This is a genomic window from Pseudomonas sp. Leaf127, from assembly GCF_001423155.1.
GTDB lineage: Bacteria > Pseudomonadota > Gammaproteobacteria > Pseudomonadales > Pseudomonadaceae > Aquipseudomonas > Aquipseudomonas ovata.
The window spans coordinates 564,105-580,204 of sequence record NZ_LMOA01000023.1; the positions used below are offsets into that span (position 1 = coordinate 564,105).

General features: G+C 63.5%; 14 protein-coding genes and 1 pseudogene. 3 read left to right on the forward strand and 12 right to left on the reverse strand.

Translation table 11 applies throughout. The annotated features are described in order from the left end of the window. Positions 1 to 259: 259 nt before the first annotated feature. Both ASF84_RS23650 and mdoH read left to right on the forward strand, forming a co-directional pair. A complete protein-coding gene (locus ASF84_RS23650) occupies positions 260 to 2,212 on the forward strand; it encodes a glucan biosynthesis protein G (protein WP_056841517.1) in 1,953 nt (650 codons plus the stop codon). Continuing rightward, positions 2,205 to 4,784, forward strand: a complete 2,580-nt coding sequence (gene mdoH, locus ASF84_RS23655) for a glucans biosynthesis glucosyltransferase MdoH (protein WP_056841298.1) — start codon at positions 2,205 to 2,207, stop codon at positions 4,782 to 4,784. Before ASF84_RS23650 ends, mdoH begins: the two co-directional genes overlap by 8 nt. Before the next feature lie 146 nt (positions 4,785 to 4,930). Here the strand turns inward: mdoH and ASF84_RS30340 are convergent, their stop codons facing one another. From ASF84_RS30340 to ubiE, 12 genes and pseudogenes are all read right to left on the reverse strand, one after another. Further along, positions 4,931 to 5,794: a methyl-accepting chemotaxis protein gene (locus ASF84_RS30340; RefSeq protein WP_421957954.1), complete on the reverse strand. Its 864-nt coding sequence runs from the start codon at positions 5,792 to 5,794 to the stop codon at positions 4,931 to 4,933. Further along, a pseudogene (locus tag ASF84_RS30345) lies at positions 5,789 to 6,901 on the reverse strand (methyl-accepting chemotaxis protein); the annotation flags it as partial. The gene ASF84_RS30340 and the pseudogene ASF84_RS30345, both read right to left, overlap by 6 nt. Positions 6,902 to 7,320: 419 nt before the next feature. Continuing rightward, on the reverse strand, positions 7,321 to 9,156 hold the full coding sequence (locus ASF84_RS23665) for a methyl-accepting chemotaxis protein (RefSeq protein WP_082481822.1): 1,836 nt from the start codon (positions 9,154 to 9,156) through the stop codon (positions 7,321 to 7,323). 164 nt (positions 9,157 to 9,320) lie between these two features. Further along, the gene (locus ASF84_RS23670) at positions 9,321 to 10,028 is read right to left on the reverse strand and encodes a 16S rRNA (uracil(1498)-N(3))-methyltransferase (protein ID WP_056841301.1); all 708 of its coding nucleotides are present in this window, start codon (positions 10,026 to 10,028) and stop codon (positions 9,321 to 9,323) included. After that, the gene (gene tatC / locus ASF84_RS23675; RefSeq protein WP_056841302.1) at positions 10,025 to 10,810 is read right to left on the reverse strand and encodes a twin-arginine translocase subunit TatC; all 786 of its coding nucleotides are present in this window, start codon (positions 10,808 to 10,810) and stop codon (positions 10,025 to 10,027) included. The genes ASF84_RS23670 and tatC overlap by 4 nt, the downstream gene beginning before the upstream one ends. Further along, positions 10,807 to 11,265, reverse strand: a complete 459-nt coding sequence (gene tatB / locus ASF84_RS23680; RefSeq protein ID WP_056841303.1) for a Sec-independent protein translocase protein TatB — start codon at positions 11,263 to 11,265, stop codon at positions 10,807 to 10,809. Before tatB ends, tatC begins: the two co-directional genes overlap by 4 nt. Before the next feature lie 3 nt (positions 11,266 to 11,268). After that, on the reverse strand, positions 11,269 to 11,559 hold the full coding sequence (locus ASF84_RS23685; protein ID WP_056841304.1) for a twin-arginine translocase TatA/TatE family subunit: 291 nt from the start codon (positions 11,557 to 11,559) through the stop codon (positions 11,269 to 11,271). A gap of 31 nt (positions 11,560 to 11,590) precedes the next feature. Beyond that, the gene (locus tag ASF84_RS23690; RefSeq protein WP_056841305.1) at positions 11,591 to 11,929 is read right to left on the reverse strand and encodes a phosphoribosyl-ATP diphosphatase; all 339 of its coding nucleotides are present in this window, start codon (positions 11,927 to 11,929) and stop codon (positions 11,591 to 11,593) included. Positions 11,930 to 11,931: 2 nt separating this feature from the next. Next, entirely contained in the window at positions 11,932 to 12,324 is a 393-nt protein-coding gene (gene hisI, locus ASF84_RS23695; protein WP_056841306.1) for a phosphoribosyl-AMP cyclohydrolase, read from the reverse strand. 67 nt (positions 12,325 to 12,391) lie between these two features. Beyond that, the gene (ubiB, locus tag ASF84_RS23700) at positions 12,392 to 14,011 is read right to left on the reverse strand and encodes a ubiquinone biosynthesis regulatory protein kinase UbiB (RefSeq protein WP_056841307.1); all 1,620 of its coding nucleotides are present in this window, start codon (positions 14,009 to 14,011) and stop codon (positions 12,392 to 12,394) included. After that, positions 14,008 to 14,637 carry a ubiquinone biosynthesis accessory factor UbiJ gene (locus tag ASF84_RS23705; protein WP_056841308.1) on the reverse strand — a complete coding sequence of 210 codons (630 nt, stop codon included), beginning with the start codon at positions 14,635 to 14,637 and terminating at the stop codon, positions 14,008 to 14,010. Before ASF84_RS23705 ends, ubiB begins: the two co-directional genes overlap by 4 nt. Next, positions 14,637 to 15,407, reverse strand: a complete 771-nt coding sequence (gene ubiE / locus ASF84_RS23710) for a bifunctional demethylmenaquinone methyltransferase/2-methoxy-6-polyprenyl-1,4-benzoquinol methylase UbiE (protein ID WP_056841518.1) — start codon at positions 15,405 to 15,407, stop codon at positions 14,637 to 14,639. Before ubiE ends, ASF84_RS23705 begins: the two co-directional genes overlap by 1 nt. Before the next feature lie 130 nt (positions 15,408 to 15,537). Here ubiE and ASF84_RS23715 point away from each other — a divergent pair, with 130 nt between their 5' ends. Then, entirely contained in the window at positions 15,538 to 15,816 is a 279-nt protein-coding gene (locus ASF84_RS23715) for a polyhydroxyalkanoic acid system family protein (protein WP_056841309.1), read from the forward strand. Positions 15,817 to 16,100: the final 284 nt, after the last annotated feature.

Here is a 16,100-nt window from a genome sequence, read left to right on the forward strand (position 1 = left end):
ACCGTACGTTTGCGCAGGTCTGTAGGCATCAGGTATCGAAGTAATAAAAACTTTGTCACAGCTGATGCGTTGTCACGCGCGCTACAGGATAATCGCGCGCTAATTGGCCATTACCGATGGCCCGCCGGATGGAAGTGCGAAGACAGTTCGGCAGCCGACAGGGAATCATTAAGCCCTTTTGGAGTCCGAACAGTGCTCGCCAACCGGCACTGGATAGCTGGCCGTTGGTTCTTTAATCGTTTTTCGGCGAGGGTTGCTCGTGATTGTTAGTCCCTGTGATGCTCCAAAGACACCTGTCGCCCGGCTGCGTAATGCGCTGATGGCAAGCACTGCATTGGTCTGCCTGTTCGGCTCGGGCCAGTTGTGGGCATTCAATCTTGATGATGTGGCTGCAAGGGCAAAAGACCTGGCCGGGCAGAAGTTCGAAGCCCCCAGAAGCAACCTGCCGGGTGAGTTCCGCGACATGAAGTTCGCGGACTACCAGAAAATCCGTTTCCGCGACGACAAGGCCGAGTGGGCGGGCGAAAAGACCCCGTTCAAGCTGTCGTTCTATCACCAGGGCATGCATTTCGACACGCCGGTGAAAATCAACGAAGTGACCGCGACCACCGTCGACGAGATCAAGTACGACCCGGCCCGTTTCGACTTCGGCGAACTGAAGTTCGACCCCAAGGCCACTGAAAAGCTCGGTTATGCCGGTTTCAAGGTCACCTATCCGATCAACAAGGATGACAAGCAGGACGAGATCATGACCATGCTGGGCGCGAGTTATTTCCGCGTCATCGGCAAGGGTCAGGTTTATGGCTTGTCTGCCCGTGGCATGGCCATCGACACCGCCGTGCCGTCCGGTGAGGAATTCCCGCGCTTCAAGGAATTCTGGATCGAAAAACCCAACGGCGAAGATGGCCACCTGGTCATTTACGCCTTGCTCGACTCGCCACGGGCCACCGGTGCCTACCAGTTCATCCTGCGCCCGGGTTCCGACACCCGCGTGGACGTGAAGTCGCGCATGTACCTGCGTGACAAGGTCACCAAGCTGGGCGTGGCGCCTTTGACCAGCATGTTCCTGTTCGGCACCCACCAGCCGCCGCGCACGCAGAACTTCCGTCGCGAGCTGCATGACTCCAGCGGCCTGTCGATCCAGGCCGCCAACGGCGAGTGGCTGTGGCGTCCGCTGAACAACCCGCGTCACCTGTCGGTCAGCAGCTTCTCGGTCGAGAACCCGCGCGGTTTCGGCCTGTTGCAGCGTGGCCGCGAGTTCAGCCAGTTCGAAGACCTCGACGACCGCTACGACAAGCGCCCAAGCGCCTGGATTGAGCCGCGTGGCGACTGGGGCAAGGGTGTGGTCGAGCTGGTCGAGATTCCGACTGCCGACGAAACCAACGACAACATCGTGGCTTTCTGGAAGCCTGAAACCCTGCCGGCCCCCGGGGAGCCGGTGGATTTCAACTACCGCATCCACTGGACCATGGACGAAAACGCCATTCACTCGCCGGACCTGGGCTGGGTCAAGCAGACCCTGCGCTCGCTGGGTGATGTGCGTCAGGCCAACCTGATTCGCCAGCCTGACGGCACCCTGGCCTTCCTGATCGACTTCGTCGGTCCCGTGCTCTCGGCCCTGCCGGAAGACAAGACCATTCGCAGCCAGGTGACCACCGACGAAAACACCGAACTGGTCGACAACAACCTGCGCTACAACCCGGTGACCAAGGGCTATCGCCTGAGCCTGCGCATCAAGGTCAAGGACACCAGCCGTCCGATCGAGATGCGTGCCTATCTGCTGCGGGAAATCCCGGCTGAACCCGGCAAGGAACCTGCGTTGCTGGTTTCGGATGAGAAGGCGGCCCCGAGCAAGTCAACGACGCCAGGCGTCGTGAAAGACACCCGCGCCGTGGCCAAGGCCGAAGCGGTCAAGGCCGCCGAAGCGGGCAAGCCTGATGCGACCAAGCCGGAAGCAGCCAAGCCTGATGCCGCCAAGCCTGATGCAGGCAAGGCGCAAGTGGCACAGGCTCCGGCTGACGCTGCCAAGGTCAAGACCGAAGCCGATGCCGCCAAACCTGAAGCCGGCAAGGCCGATGTGGCCAATGCCGAGGCGGGCAAGGACGCTGTTCAGCCACCTGCAACCGAAGCTGCACCCACCCTTCCGGAGCCGGCCAAGACCCTGCAAGTCCTGACCGAGACCTGGAGCTACCAGTTGCCTAGCGATGAGTAATTCACATACGGCGCCAGAGTCTCTGAACGAGTACCTGGCACACCTGCCCATGAGCGACGAGCAGCGGGCCGAACTGGCCGGCTGCACCTCGTTCTCCGAATTGCACCAGCGCCTGGCGGCCCAGCCGGGCGCCGCACCTGCCGAGGCCGCCCAGGCATCGGTGGGCACGCGCCTGACCCTGGCCACGGCCGATGAACTGCGTGACGCCGAAATGCTCGGCGTCGACGCCAGTGGGCGGCTGTGCCTGAAAATCGCACCGCCCATTCGCCGCACCCGCGTGGTGCCCGAGCCATGGCGCACCAATATCCTGGTGCGCGGCTGGCGGCGCCTGACCGGCAAGGGCAACCCGCCCAAGCCGGTCGATGATCTGCCGCGCGACCTGCCCAAGGCGCGCTGGCGCACGGTCGGTTCGATTCGCCGCTACATTCTGCTGGTGCTGATGCTCGGCCAGACGATCGTGGCGGGCTGGTACATGAAGGGCATCCTGCCCTATCAGGGCTGGTCGCTGGTGTCGCTGGACGAAATCACCCGCCAGACCTTCGTGCAGACTGCCATGCAGGTGCTGCCGTATGCCTTGCAGACCAGCATCCTGCTGCTGTTCGGCATTCTGTTCTGCTGGGTGTCGGCCGGTTTCTGGACCGCCCTGATGGGCTTTCTGGAGCTGATCACCGGACGCGACAAATACCGCATCTCAGGCGCCAGTGCCGGCAACGAGCCCATCGAAGCCGGTGCACGCACCGCGCTGGTGATGCCGATCTGCAACGAAGACGTGCCGCGGGTGTTCGCCGGCCTGCGCGCCACCTTCGAGTCCGTGGCCGCCACCGGTGACCTGGACCGTTTCGACTTCTTTGTGCTCAGCGACACCAACGAAACCGACATCGCCGTGGCCGAGCAACAGGCCTGGCTGGACGTGTGCCGTGAAACCAGCGGCTTCGGCAAGATTTTCTACCGCCGTCGCCGTCGTCGCGTCAAACGCAAGAGCGGCAACCTCGACGACTTCTGCCGTCGCTGGGGCAGTGACTACCGCTACATGGTCGTGCTCGATGCCGACAGCGTCATGAGCGGTGAGTGCCTGACCAGCCTGGTGCGCCTGATGGAAGCCACGCCAGACGCCGGCATCATCCAGACCGCGCCACGGGCGTCGGGCATGGACACCCTGTATGCGCGCCTGCAACAGTTCGCCACTCGTGTCTACGGGCCGCTGTTCACCGCCGGCCTGCACTTCTGGCAGCTGGGCGAATCGCACTATTGGGGGCACAACGCGATCATTCGCATGAAGCCGTTCATCGAGCACTGCGCCCTGGCGCCGCTGCCCGGTAAAGGCGCGTTCGCCGGCTCCATCCTCTCGCACGACTTCGTCGAAGCGGCGCTGATGCGTCGGGCCGGCTGGGGCGTGTGGATTGCCTACGACCTGCCGGGCAGTTATGAAGAGTTACCGCCCAACCTGCTGGACGAGCTCAAGCGCGACCGCCGCTGGTGCCACGGTAACCTGATGAACTTCCGCCTGTTCCTGGTCAAGGGCATGCACCCGGTGCACCGTGCGGTGTTCCTGACCGGCGTGATGTCCTACCTGTCGGCGCCGTTGTGGTTCTTCTTTCTGGTGCTGTCCACCGCGCTGCTGGCGGTCAACACCCTGATGGAGCCAACCTACTTCCTGGAACCACGGCAGTTGTACCCGTTGTGGCCGCAGTGGCACCCGGAAAAAGCCGTCGCGCTGTTCTCGACCACTATCGTGCTGTTGTTCCTGCCCAAGCTGCTCAGTGTGATCCTGATCTGGGCCAAGGGCGCGACCGGCTTCGGTGGCAAGTTCAAGGTCACCGTGTCGATGATCAGCGAAATGCTGTTCTCGATGCTGCTGGCGCCGGTGCGCATGCTGTTCCACACCCGTTTCGTGCTCGCCGCGTTCCTGGGCTGGGCCGCCACCTGGAACTCGCCGCAGCGTGACGACGACTCCACGCCGTGGTCCGAGGCAGTCAAGCGCCATGGTCCGCAGACCTTGCTGGGCGTGGCCTGGACCCTGTTGGTGGCCTGGCTGAACCCGAGCTTTTTGTGGTGGCTGGCGCCGATCGTGGTGTCGCTGATGCTGTCGATCCCGGTGTCGGTGATCTCCAGCCGCACCAATCTTGGCCTGAAGGCCCGTGACGAGAAGCTGTTCCTGATTCCTGAGGAATACGACACGCCCAAGGAGCTGCAGTCCACCGACCAGTACACCCACGAGAACCGCTGGCATGCGCTCAAGCAGGGCTTCGTGCGCGCTGTGGTCGACCCGCAGCAGAACGCCCTGGCCTGTGCCATGGCGACCTCGCGCCATCGCCTGGCCGCCCCGATCGAGTCGTTGCGTGCCGAGCGCATCGAGCAGGCGCTCAAGGTGGGTCCTGAAAAGCTCAGCAACCACGAACGCCTGATGCTGCTCAGTGACCCGGTGGCGCTGTCGCGCCTGCATGAGCAGGTCTGGAGTGTGCAACATCCGGAGTGGCTGGCCGCCTGGCGCGCCTCCATCGAGGCTGATCCGCATGCACCGCTGCTGCCGTTGCAGCCGGCCGGTGCATTGCCGGTGCCATTGCCGGCCTGATACAACCTTGCAAAAACGCCCCTGATTCAGGGGCGTTTTTGTTTGTGGCAGACACAGCGCCAAGGCTTCAGTGAATCATGGGGTCTTTTCGCGATCGTTGGTCGCTCCAGATCGGGTGTTTTCAGCGCCTAAGGTAGCGGGTTCGCCTACACCTTGAATCGCCCCACCAGTTCTTTCAGGTGCGTGCCCAGGCGCGCCAGTTCGATGCTGGAGGCGGCGGTTTCCTCGCTGGCGGTGGCGGTCTGTTCGGAGATGTTGCGCACATTCACCACGTTGCGGTTGATCTGCTCGGCCACCGCACTCTGCTGTTCGCTGGCCGTGGCGATCTGCAGGTTCATGCCCTGAATGCTGGCCACCGTGCGGGTGATCTGCTCCAGGGCGCTGCCGGCACGGCGGCTCAGTTCCACGCTCTGGTCGGTCAGGCTGCGACTGTTGTCCAGGGTCGTGGCCACCTGCTGGGTGCCGTTTTGCAGGGCCGCAATCAGCTCTTCGATTTCCTCGGTCGACTGTTGGGTGCGTTGTGCCAGGCTGCGAACCTCATCGGCCACCACCGCAAAGCCGCGTCCGGCTTCTCCGGCCCGCGCCGCCTCGATGGCGGCATTGAGCGCCAGCAGGTTGGTCTGTTGCGAGACGGACTTGATCACGTCCAGCACCCCGACGATCTTGCCGCTTTCCTGCTTGAGGCGGCCCATGGCCTGGGTCGAGTGGCGCATTTCATCGGCCAGTTGTTCGATCTGGCCAATCGCCTGGCCCACCACCTGATCGCCATCGCGCGCCTGCTGGTCCGCTTGCGCGGCGGCCTGGGAGGCCTCCTGGGCATTGCTGGCCACCTGCAGCACGGTGGCGGCCATCTGGTTGATGGCCGTGGCAACCTGATCGGTTTCTTCTTTCTGGTTATTGACCCCCGCGCTGGTCTGCTCGGTGACCGCCGACAGTTGCTCGGCGGCGCTGGCAATCTGCGTGACGCCATCACCAATGCCGTTGATCAGGCCACGCAGGTTCAGGGTCATGGTCTGGATGCTGCCTTGCAGCTGGCCCATCTCGTCGCGACGCAGGCTCGGCAGGTCACGGCTCAGGTCGCCCTGGGCAATGCGTGCGGCGGCTGCCAGGGCCTGGCGCAAGGGCACGAGAATCTGCCGGGTCATGAACCAGGCCGCCAGCAGGGCGGCCAGCAGGGCCAGCGAGGCAACCCCGGTCAGGGCCGTGCGGGCATTCCCAGCCTCACTGTCGCGCAGCACCCCTTGGACGCCGATCAGCCCGGCCACCGAGTCGAGCATCGAGTCCCCCAGCGTCTCCATGGTCTGTTGGCCCTGCTCAACCTTGACCTGTACGTCATGGAACAGGCCCAGTGCCCGCTTGTAGGCTTGCAAGGCCTGTTCGGCCGGCTTGAGCGCCTGCAGGTTGTCACCGGCCTGGTCCCGGGCGATCTGGCGGATTTCTTCCAGGGCCTCGTCGAGGGCGACGATGGCGGCGCTTTCATCGGTCTGCCTGCCGGTGAGGGTGTAGGCCTGCACTTGCGCGCTGGCCTGCTGGATATGCTGCTTGAGCTGCGACAGATTGGTGAACTCCTCCAGCCGCTCGCCGTTGTCCTGCTCCTGACTCACAGCCTTGAGCACCTCGGTTTCGACATCGACGATGGCCTTGACCGTCTGGGCCGCCTGTTGCTTGAGGGTGTCTGCGGCGCTGTCGCGTGCCTTGCGCTGTTCGCTCAGTTCGGCAAAGGTCTTTTCCATGGCCGCCACAATACGGCTCTGGGCATTCAACAGGTCCAGGCTGCGCGCGTCCTCGATGGCCTTGTGCAGCAGGCTGAGCTGGGTTTCCAGCTCGTTGAGGCGGTCTTCGACCCGCGTGGCGTTTTGCGGGGTGTTTTCCTGGCGAAACAGAATGCGCTCGGCGCGCAGGTCCTTGGTCAGGCTGCTGAGGTGCGCGATGGATGAGATGGCTTCGGCGCGCTCGATCATGGTGTTCAAGCCGTGCCAGCCGGTGAAGGTGATGGTCAGGGTCAGGCACAGCACCAGGCCGAAGCCCAGTGCCAGCTTGAGCCTGACGCTGAGGTTTTCCAGCGATTGATTGATCCTGCGGAACATGGGATTTCTCCTGCTTGGGGATGGCGTCATGAGCGCATCGGCAGGAGGAGGTAACGCGCGACCTGAGTTGGTCGTAGGAAAATTCCGAGCGATTACAGAAGGTGAGGCCGGTCACAGAAGCCGAGCCTGGCCTTTTGTATCAAGCTCAGGTCCAAGGCTCGGTGATATGGCACGGCATCTGGTTTGTAGGAGCGCGCTTGCCCGCGACCGGCTGCGTTAGCAGTCGTAAAATTGTGGCGTTTTCGAGATTTTACGAGCGCTAACGCACTCGGTCGCGGGCAGAGCGCGCTCCTACAGAACAGGCTATTCGGGCAGGCATCGACCGGTAGGAGCCCGCTTGCCGGCGACCGAGTGCGGAGCGCTCGCAGAAATTGATTAAACGCCACAAATTTACGACTGCTGCGCAGCCGGTCGCGGGCAAGCGCGCTCCTTGGACAGAGCGCGGGGCGTCAGATCACGAAGCGCCCCACCAGGGTTTGCAGGTGGTTGCCCAGGCGCGCCAGCTCGACGCTGGAGGCGGCGGTTTCTTCGCTGGCGGCGGCGGTCTGTTGCGACACGTCACGCACATTGAGCACGCTGCGGTTGATCTCGTCGGCCGTGGCGCTTTGCTGCTCGGCGGCGGCGGCAATCTGCTGGTTCATCGCCTGGATGGCCGAGACCGTGCGGGTGATGCTTTCCAGCGAGCCCCCGGCGCGGCGGGTCAGCTCGACGCTGCTGTCGGTCAGCGCCAGGCTGTCGTCCATGATGCTCGACACCTGCTGGGTGCCGCTTTGCAGGCCGGCAATCAGCGCTTCGATCTCTTCGGTGGACTTCTGGGTACGCTGCGCCAGGCTGCGCACCTCATCGGCCACCACGGCAAAGCCGCGTCCGGCTTCACCGGCGCGCGCCGCTTCAATGGCGGCGTTCAGCGCCAGCAGGTTGGTCTGTTCGGCCACCGACTTGATCACATCCAGCACGCTACCGATCTTGTCGCTTTCGCGCTTGAGTTCGTCCATGGCGGCAGTGGAATTACCCATGGCCTTGGCCAGGCGTTCGATCTGGCCAATGGCCTCGTTGACCACCCGGTCACCCTCACGGGCCTGCTGGTCGGCGGCCAGTGCCGCTTCCGAGGCTTCTTCGGCGTTGCGCGCCACTTCCTGCACGGTGGCGGTCATTTCATGCATGGCGGTGGCCACCTGATCGGTCTCGACCCGCTGGCTGTTGACCCCGGCGCTGGTCTGCTCGGTAACGGCCGAGAGTTCTTCGGCCGCGCTGGCAATCTGCGTCACGCCATCGCGAATGCCGCCCACCAGCTCGCGCAGGCTGACGGTCATGCGCTGCAGGGTGCCTTGCAGCACACCCAGTTCGTCCCGGCGATTGACGTTGAGGTTGTGGCTGAGGTCGCCGGCGGCCACGCGCTCGACGGCCTTGAGCGTATCTTGCAGGGGCAGGGTGATCTGCCGCGTGATGATCCAGCCGGCGAGCACACTGAACAGCAGCGCCAGGGCCGTGCCCAGGACAATGGTCAGCACCGCCTGCTCGCTCTCCTTGTCGCGGCTGGCATTCTGGTCGGCAATCAGTTCACGACTCAGTCTGACCATTGTTTCGCCAAGCGGTGCCATCTTTTCCAGCGCGGTGAGGCTGGCGGTCTGGGCATCATGGTACTTGCCCACCGCCTTGCGATAGCCTTGCAGGCCCGCCTGTGCCGCCTGCAGCGTCGGCAGGAAGTCGGCCGGAATATCGCCAGCCAGGGCGTTGATGCCGGTCATGGCCTCGTCGATGGCCGCGTTGGCGTTCTTCTCGAATTCGGCACGGCCGCTGTAGGTGTAGCCGCGCACCTGAAAGCGTGCTTGTTGCAGCAATTTGCTGACGCCAACGATATTGTTGAAGGCCAGAATATCGTTGCTCTTGAGCAGTTCGGCTTCGAGCTTGTTGATTTCGGCCACGGCCTTGTCGGCGCTGTCGCCCATCAGGCTGCGGGTGCCTTCACGGGTTTCGATGGCCTGGCTCATTTCCATGAACGCCTGACGATAATCACCGGCGGTCTTGATTTGCGTGTCCAGGCGTTGCTGGTTGGCGGGCGAGCGAATAAGGCTGCGTGCCGCGCGCAGATCGATGTCGAGCTGGTCGAGGGCTGCCACAACGTTCTTTGCCGCTTCGGCGCTGGACAGGGCTTCATAGCGCTGACGCTGGATACGCAGTTCCAGGGTCTGCTCATTGATCTGATTGATGGCACTGACCCGGTCGCCCCGATCGATCAGGGACTGGATGCTGCGCCAACCGGTGGTGCTGATGGCCAGGGTCATCAGCACCACGAGGCCGAAACCGAGCGCCAGTTTGCGGCTGACACTCGCGTTGGCGAGACGTTGGGTAATGGACATGAGGACTCCTTGCCGGGCAGATACAGTACGAACCCCTGTATCGGCAAGAATCCTGCAAGCTGAAGCGATTTAGATGACGGAGCAAATGCTCAGAACAAGCGCGCCAACAGTGCCGTGACCGCAGTCTCGACGCGCAGGATGCGCGCCCCGAGCTGCACCGGCTGCAACCCGGCGCCGGCCAGCAGATCGACCTCGTACGGAATCCAGCCACCTTCCGGGCCAATGGCCAGGGTCACCGGCTGTTCGACCGCCCGCGGGCAGGGCGGAAAATCACCCGGATGGCCGACCAGCCCGAGGGTGTCCTGGGCCAGGGCCGGCAGGCGGTCCTCGACGAATGGCTTGAAGCGCTTTTCGATCAGCACCTCGGGCAACACGCTGTCGCGGGCCTGCTCCAGGCCCAGGATCAGGTTCTCGCGGATGGCCTCGGGGTTGAGGAACGGGGTCTGCCAGAAGCTTTTCTCGACCCGATAGCTGTTGACCAGAATCAGCCGTGGCACGCCCATGGTGGCCACGGTCTGGAACACCCGGCGCAGCATTTTCGGGCGCGGCACGGCCAGGATCAGGGTCAGCGGGAGCTTGGCCGGCGGCGGGCTGTGCAGGGTCACGCGCAGCTCGGCTTCGCGTGGCTCCAGGCGCAGCACTTCGGCTTCCCCCAGCAGGCCGCCGATACGGCCGACCCGCAGGCGGTCACCGACCGCGACCCGCTGCACCTCCTGCATGTGGGTCAGGCGCCGGTCACGCAACACCACACGGTCGGCCGCGATGAAGTCGGCCTCTTCGAGCAGCAGCAGGTTCACGACAGCGGCGCTGGCGGCTGGTCGCGCTTCTGGTCTTCAGGGTGCTCGCCGCGCTTGCTGATCATGCTGCTGCACAGGATGCCCAGCTCGAACAGCAGCCACATCGGCACTGCCAACAGGGTCTGCGAGAAGATGTCCGGCGGGGTGAGGATCATGCCGACCACAAAGCAGCCGATGATCACGTAGGGGCGGATCTTCTTCAGGTACTTGACGTCGACCACACCGATCCACACCAGCAACACCACGGCCACCGGAATCTCGAAGGCCACGCCGAAGGCAAAGAACAGCGTCATGACGAAGTCCAGGTAGCTGGCGATGTCGGTCATCATCGACACGCCTTCGGGCGTCACGCTGGCAAAGAAGTGGAAAATCAGCGGGAACACCAGGAAGTAGGCGAACGCCATGCCGGCATAGAACAGGATGATGCTCGACACCAGCAAGGGCACGGCGATGCGCTTTTCATGCCGGTACAGGCCCGGTGCGATGAAGCCCCAGACCTGATGCAGGATGATGGGCATCGAGGCGAACAATGCCACCATCATGGTCAGCTTGAAGGGCGTCAGGAACGGCGAGGCCACATCGGTGGCAATCATCGTCGCGCCTTCGGGCAGGTAGGCGCGCAGCGGGGCAGACACCAGGGTGTAGATCTTCTGCGCAAAGTAGAACAGGCAGGCAAAGACCACAAATACCGCAGCCACGCAACGCAGCAGGCGTGTACGCAGCTCGGTCAGGTGCGAGACCAGCGGCATGGGCTGGTCGTTTTCCGGGATATCAGCGCTCATGGGGCTCGCGATGGCAATGACGGGTCAGTGAGGGCAGCCGGCTGACCGACAGGCGTGGCCACGGTCGCAGGCTTGGGTGTTTTTTCCAGGGTCAGACGCGGCGTTGCCGGCGTGACGGTGGCTGGCGGCACCGAAGACTCAGGTTGCAGCGCAATGGGTTGCGGATCCGGTTCGACTGCCGGGGCGTCGCGATTGAGCACGTCTTCGTTGGGCGGCGAGAACAGCTTGCGGGCTTCTTCTTCCAGCGACAGGATGTGCTCGTTGTGCAGTTGCCGGCGAATCTCGTCGGCACCGATTTCACGTTCCACTTCCTGCTTGATGGCATTGAAGCTGCGCCGCAGACGACCTATCCACAGCCCGGCGGTACGCGCGGCTCCCGGCAGGCGCTCGGGACCCAGTACCAGCAGGGCCACCAGGCCGATCAGCAGCAGTTCGGAAAAGCTGATACCAAACATGGATCAGACCTGGTCCTTGCGCACCGGATCCTGCACCCTTTGCGCCTGGGCATCGATGGTGTGCGGCGGTTGGGGTTGCGGGTTATGCGCCGTGCTCTGGGCCGGCTGCGGTTGTGGCTGCGGCTGGGCCGTTGGGTTGGGCTCGGCCGGCTTTTCATCGTCGTGCATGGCCTTGCGAAAGCCCTTGATCGATTCGCCGACATCACTGCCCAGGCCCTTGAGCTTCTTGGTGCCGAATACCAGCACCACGACGATCAGGATAACGAGCCAGTGTTTCCAGTCAAAAATACCCATGGAGCAATCCTCTTGAAGTTCGGGCGCGGACTCAGGCCTGGCCTGGGGTCCGGGCAGCTTTTTCCGCATGACCGGACAGGCCGAAGCGGCGGTCCAGTTCGTCGAGTACCGCCTGTGGGTGCTGGCCCAGGGCTGCGAGCATCACCAGGCTGTGGAACCACAGGTCGGCGGTTTCATAGATGACATCGCTGCAGTCACCACTGACAGCGGCGTCCTTGGCGGCAATGATGGTTTCGACCGACTCTTCGCCGACCTTTTCCAGGATCTTGTTCAGGCCCTTGTGATACAGGCTGGCCACATAGGAGCTGTCGGCTGCCGCGCCCTTGCGCGATTCAAGCACTTCGGCCAGTCGGGTCAGGGTATCGGTCATGTTCAGTGTCCTGAGGAGTAGATGGCGTCGGGGTCCTTGAGCACCGGGTCGACGGTTTTCCAGTCGCCGTTCTCGAAGACCCGGTAGAAGCAGCTTTGCCGGCCGGTGTGGCAGGCGATGCCGCCCAGTTGCTCGACCATCAGGATGACGACGTCGGCGTCGCAGTCCAGGCGCAATTCATGGAGCTTTTGCACATGGCCGGACTCTTCACCCTTGCGCCACAGCTTGCCGCGCGAGCGCGACCAGTAGATGGCGCGGTTTTCGGCTGCCGTCAGGGCCAGTGCCTCGCGGTTCATCCAGGCCATCATCAATACGCGGCCGGTCTTGTGGTCCTGAGCGATTGCAGGCACCAGACCGTCGCTGTTCCAGTGAATCTCGTCCAGCCAGTCTTTCATATCTACTCCGGCTGCCAGGGTTGTCGCCCGGCGGGTTGAATAGTGTGCCAGCGCCTCGGGCTGCTGGCTATCGACGAACGATCAGATACAGCCCTGCCACCAGCATGATGCCGGCCGGTACGCCGGTCAGTCCCGGCAGTGCCGTGCCGGCCGAACTCAGCGCCCAGGTCTGGATTGCGCCGCCGGTCAGCAAGGCCGCGCCCAGCAGGCGCAAGGCCCAGTTGTCGTTGCGGTCGTGCCAGGGCTTCGGCGGGTCGTTGGCGTGCGGTCGCGACATGCGCTCCAGCAGGTCACGGGTCATACCAGCAATATGCGGTAACTGTTCGACCTGCGATTGCAGGTTGCCCAGCAACGTTTTCGGGCTGACCCGCTCACGCATCCAGCGCTCCAGAAACGGCTGCGCCGTGCTCCACAGGTCCAGGTCGGGGTACAACTGGCGACCCAGGCCCTCGATGTTGAGCAGGGTCTTCTGCAACAGCACCAGTTGCGGCTGCACTTCCATGTTGAAGCGCCGTGCGGTCTGGAACAGGCGCATCAGCACCTGGCCGAAGGAAATGTCCTTGAGCGGCTTCTCGAAGATCGGCTCGCACACCGTGCGGATCGCTGCCTCGAACTCGTTGAGCTTGGTTTCTGCCGGCACCCAGCCTGAATCGATGTGCAACTGCGCCACCCGGCGATAATCGCGCTTGAAGAAGGCAAACAGGTTACGGGCCAGATAATCCTGGTCTTCGGGGGTCAGGCTGCCGACGATGCCGCAGTCGATGGCGATGTATTGCGGGGTCCAGGGGTTGACCGTGCTGACGAAGATATTGCCCGGGTGCATGTCGGCGTGGAAAAAGCTGTCGCGAAACACCTGGGTGAAGAAGATCTCCACACCGCGCTCGGCCAGCAGCTTCATGTCGGTGCGCTGATCGGCCAGGGTCGCAAGATCGGTGACCTGGACGCCGTAGATGCGCTCCATCACCAGCACCTTGGGCCGGCACCAGTCCCAGTAGACCTGCGGCACGTACAAAAGGTCGGACCCTTCGAAGTTGCGCCGCAACTGGCTGGAGTTGGCCGCCTCGCGCAGCAGGTCCAGCTCGTCGTAGATGGTCTTTTCGTAGTCGCTGACCACTTGCACCGGGTGCAGCAGGCGCGCGTCGGCCGACAGCCGCTCGGCGATGCGCGCCAGAATGAACAGCCAGGCCATGTCCTGGGTGATGATCGGCCGCAGGCCCGGCCGTACCACCTTGACCACCACTTCTTCGCCGGTCTTGAGGCGTGCGGCATGCACCTGGGCCACCGAGGCCGAAGCCAGTGGCTCGACGTCGAAGCGGCTGAACACCTCGCTGATGCGTGCGCCCAGCTGTGATTCGATCAGTTGCACCGACAGTTTCGGGTCGAACGGCGGTACCCGGTCCTGCAGCAGCATCAGCGCGTCGGCGATGTCTTCGGGCAGCAGGTCGCGGCGGGTCGAGAGCAACTGGCCGAACTTGATGAAGATCGGTCCCAGGTCCTGCAACGCCAGGCGCAGGCGCGTGCCGCGGTCCAGTTCCGAGGGCTTGCGCGGCAGCCAGCGCCACGGCAGCACGAAGCGTACCGCCAGCAGCCACCAGGGCAGCGGCAGGGCGAACAGCAGGTCATCGAGGCGGTAACGGATTACGACACGCTGGATGCGAAACAGGCGGCGGACGGCAAGCAACTTCATTCGAGATCGCTATGGCTTGGGGTCAGGGAGGAAGAGAGGCGGGCAACCCGGGCTTCGAGGCGTTCCAGATCGAGCTTGATCCGGTCCAGCTCGCTGAACTGCGCCTCGGCTTCGTGTGTGCCGACCAGGGTGCGGGACTCTTCACTCAGGTAGTCGGCCAGGTTCTGGCCCAGGCTGGCCAGCGCGCCCCGGGTCCAGCGTGCGCGGCTGCGCAGGTGGCTGCCCAGCAACTGGCTGGCCACAGGGCCCAGCCAGCGCGACAGTTCGTATTCCCAGTCCAGCTCGAGGTCTTGCAGGATGCCACTCAGCGCCAGCAGCACGCCACTGTCGCCGTCCAGCTCGACGTCCGGGCCGTGCAGCACGGCACTCTTGTCCTGGCTCAGGGCCAGGCGCACCAGTGTGGCGGCCGGGGCGCGCAGCGTACAGTCGGCATCGGCGGCCCAGTCGGCGGCCAGGAACAGGCCTTCATCACCGGGAAGGATGAACAGCTTCAGGGCCGGATCCCGGCAGTCGATGGCGATCACGGTCCCGGCCAGCGCACTCAGGCGCGGCAGGGCCGTGGCGTCCAGGCGCAGCACCCGGTTGATGCCATGCTCGACGCTGGCCAGCAAGCCTCGCAGCAGCATCAGGGCTTGATGCCCCGGTGCAGGGCCACGATACCGCTGGTCATGTTGTGATAGGTCACGCGGTCGAAACCGGCCTGCACCATCATCGACTTCAGGGTTTCCTGATTGGGGTGCATGCGGATCGATTCGGCCAGGTAGCGGTAGCTTTCCGAATCGTTGGTCACCAGCTTGCCCATCAACGGCATGAAGGCGAACGAATAGGCGTCATAGGCCTTGGACATCAGCGCGTTGGTCGGCTTGGAGAACTCCAGCACCAGCAGGCGACCACCAGGCTTGAGCACGCGCAGCATCGAGCGCAGGGCGTCTTCCTTGTTGGTCACGTTGCGCAAGCCGAAGGCGATGGTCACGCAGTCGAAGTGGTTGTCCGGGAACGGCAGCTTCTCGGCGTCGGCCTGGACGAATTCGATGTTGCCCGACACGCCTTTATCGAGCAGGCGGTCGCGGCCGACCTTGAGCATCGAGGCGTTGATGTCGGCCAGGACCACATGCCCGGTCGGGCCGACCAGTTGCGAGAACTTGCGCGCCAGGTCGCCTGTGCCGCCGGCGATGTCCAGCACCCGGTTGCCGGGGCGCACGCCCGACAGCTCGATGGTGAAGCGCTTCCAGAGCCGGTGCATGCCACCGGACAGCAGGTCGTTCATCAGGTCGTATTTGGCGGCTACCGAGTGAAACACCTCAGCAACCTTTTCCGCCTTCTGGCTTTGCGGCACATTCTTGTAGCCGAAGTGGGTGGTGGGTTCGGCATCGCTGCCTTTGCGCTGATCGGTCATATCGCTGTCACCGGAATAGAATGCTGCCATTCTAATCATCAGGGCTGACTTTGTCTTGACAACGCGCATGGCCGGTACGGCCCGCTGTTATAGTTCGGCCACGATTCACCTTTTAACGAGGACCATTGGCATGTCGAAAATCATCGTTGAACGCCCGCACGAACTGGGCCACGAGCAGGCTCGCGCCAAGGCCGAGCACCTGGTGCAAAAGCTGTCGACCAAGTACGGCCTGGCGCATGAGTGGGACGGCGACAGCGTGTCGCTGCACGGCAAGGGCGCCAAGGGCCGGGTCGACGTCGAAGCGGCGCTGATCCGCATCAGCATCGAACTCAGCTTCTTTCTCTCGGCGATGAGCGGCACGATCAAGAGCGAAATCGAACGGGTGCTGGACCGCGAGCTGGCGGCCTGACCTGCAGGACCCTCTCATCAAATACAAAATAAATGACTGGCTCTGCCAGGTTTTAAATTCGCCGCTGTAGGAGCGCGCTTGCCCGCGACCGGCTGCGTTAGCAGTCGTAAATTTGTGGCGTTTCATAGATCCCGGACTGGGTAGCAGTCGTAAATGTGTGGCGTTTCGCAGATTTCTGAATGCGTTCACTATGAGTGTGTGGCGTTTCATCAATTTTGCGAGCGCTACGCACTCGGTCGCGGGCAAGCGCGCTCCTACCCGGCAGGTGTGTTGTTAGGGTGTCG

Excerpts from the sequence above, each read along its gene's own strand:
- ASF84_RS30340 (WP_421957954.1), bottom strand. The coding sequence starts at position 5,794 with ATGACCCTGAACCTGCGTGGCCTGATCAACGGCATTGGTGATGGCGTC.
- tatC (WP_056841302.1), bottom strand. The coding sequence starts at position 10,810 with ATGAGCGCTGATATCCCGGAAAACGACCAGCCCATGCCGCTGGTCTCG.
- ASF84_RS23690 (WP_056841305.1), bottom strand. The coding sequence starts at position 11,929 with ATGACCGATACCCTGACCCGACTGGCCGAAGTGCTTGAATCGCGCAAG.
- ASF84_RS23685 (WP_056841304.1), bottom strand. The coding sequence starts at position 11,559 with ATGGGTATTTTTGACTGGAAACACTGGCTCGTTATCCTGATCGTCGTG.
- mdoH (WP_056841298.1), top strand. The coding sequence starts at position 2,205 with ATGAGTAATTCACATACGGCGCCAGAGTCTCTGAACGAGTACCTGGCA.
- ASF84_RS23665 (WP_082481822.1), bottom strand. The coding sequence starts at position 9,156 with ATGACCCTGGCCATCAGCACCACCGGTTGGCGCAGCATCCAGTCCCTG.
- ASF84_RS23705 (WP_056841308.1), bottom strand. The coding sequence starts at position 14,637 with ATGCTGCTGCGAGGCTTGCTGGCCAGCGTCGAGCATGGCATCAACCGG.
- tatB (WP_056841303.1), bottom strand. The coding sequence starts at position 11,265 with ATGTTTGGTATCAGCTTTTCCGAACTGCTGCTGATCGGCCTGGTGGCC.
- ubiB (WP_056841307.1), bottom strand. The coding sequence starts at position 14,011 with ATGAAGTTGCTTGCCGTCCGCCGCCTGTTTCGCATCCAGCGTGTCGTA.
- ubiE (WP_056841518.1), bottom strand. The coding sequence starts at position 15,407 with ATGACCGATCAGCGCAAAGGCAGCGATGCCGAACCCACCACCCACTTC.
- hisI (WP_056841306.1), bottom strand. The coding sequence starts at position 12,324 with ATGAAAGACTGGCTGGACGAGATTCACTGGAACAGCGACGGTCTGGTG.
- ASF84_RS23715 (WP_056841309.1), top strand. The coding sequence starts at position 15,538 with ATGTCGAAAATCATCGTTGAACGCCCGCACGAACTGGGCCACGAGCAG.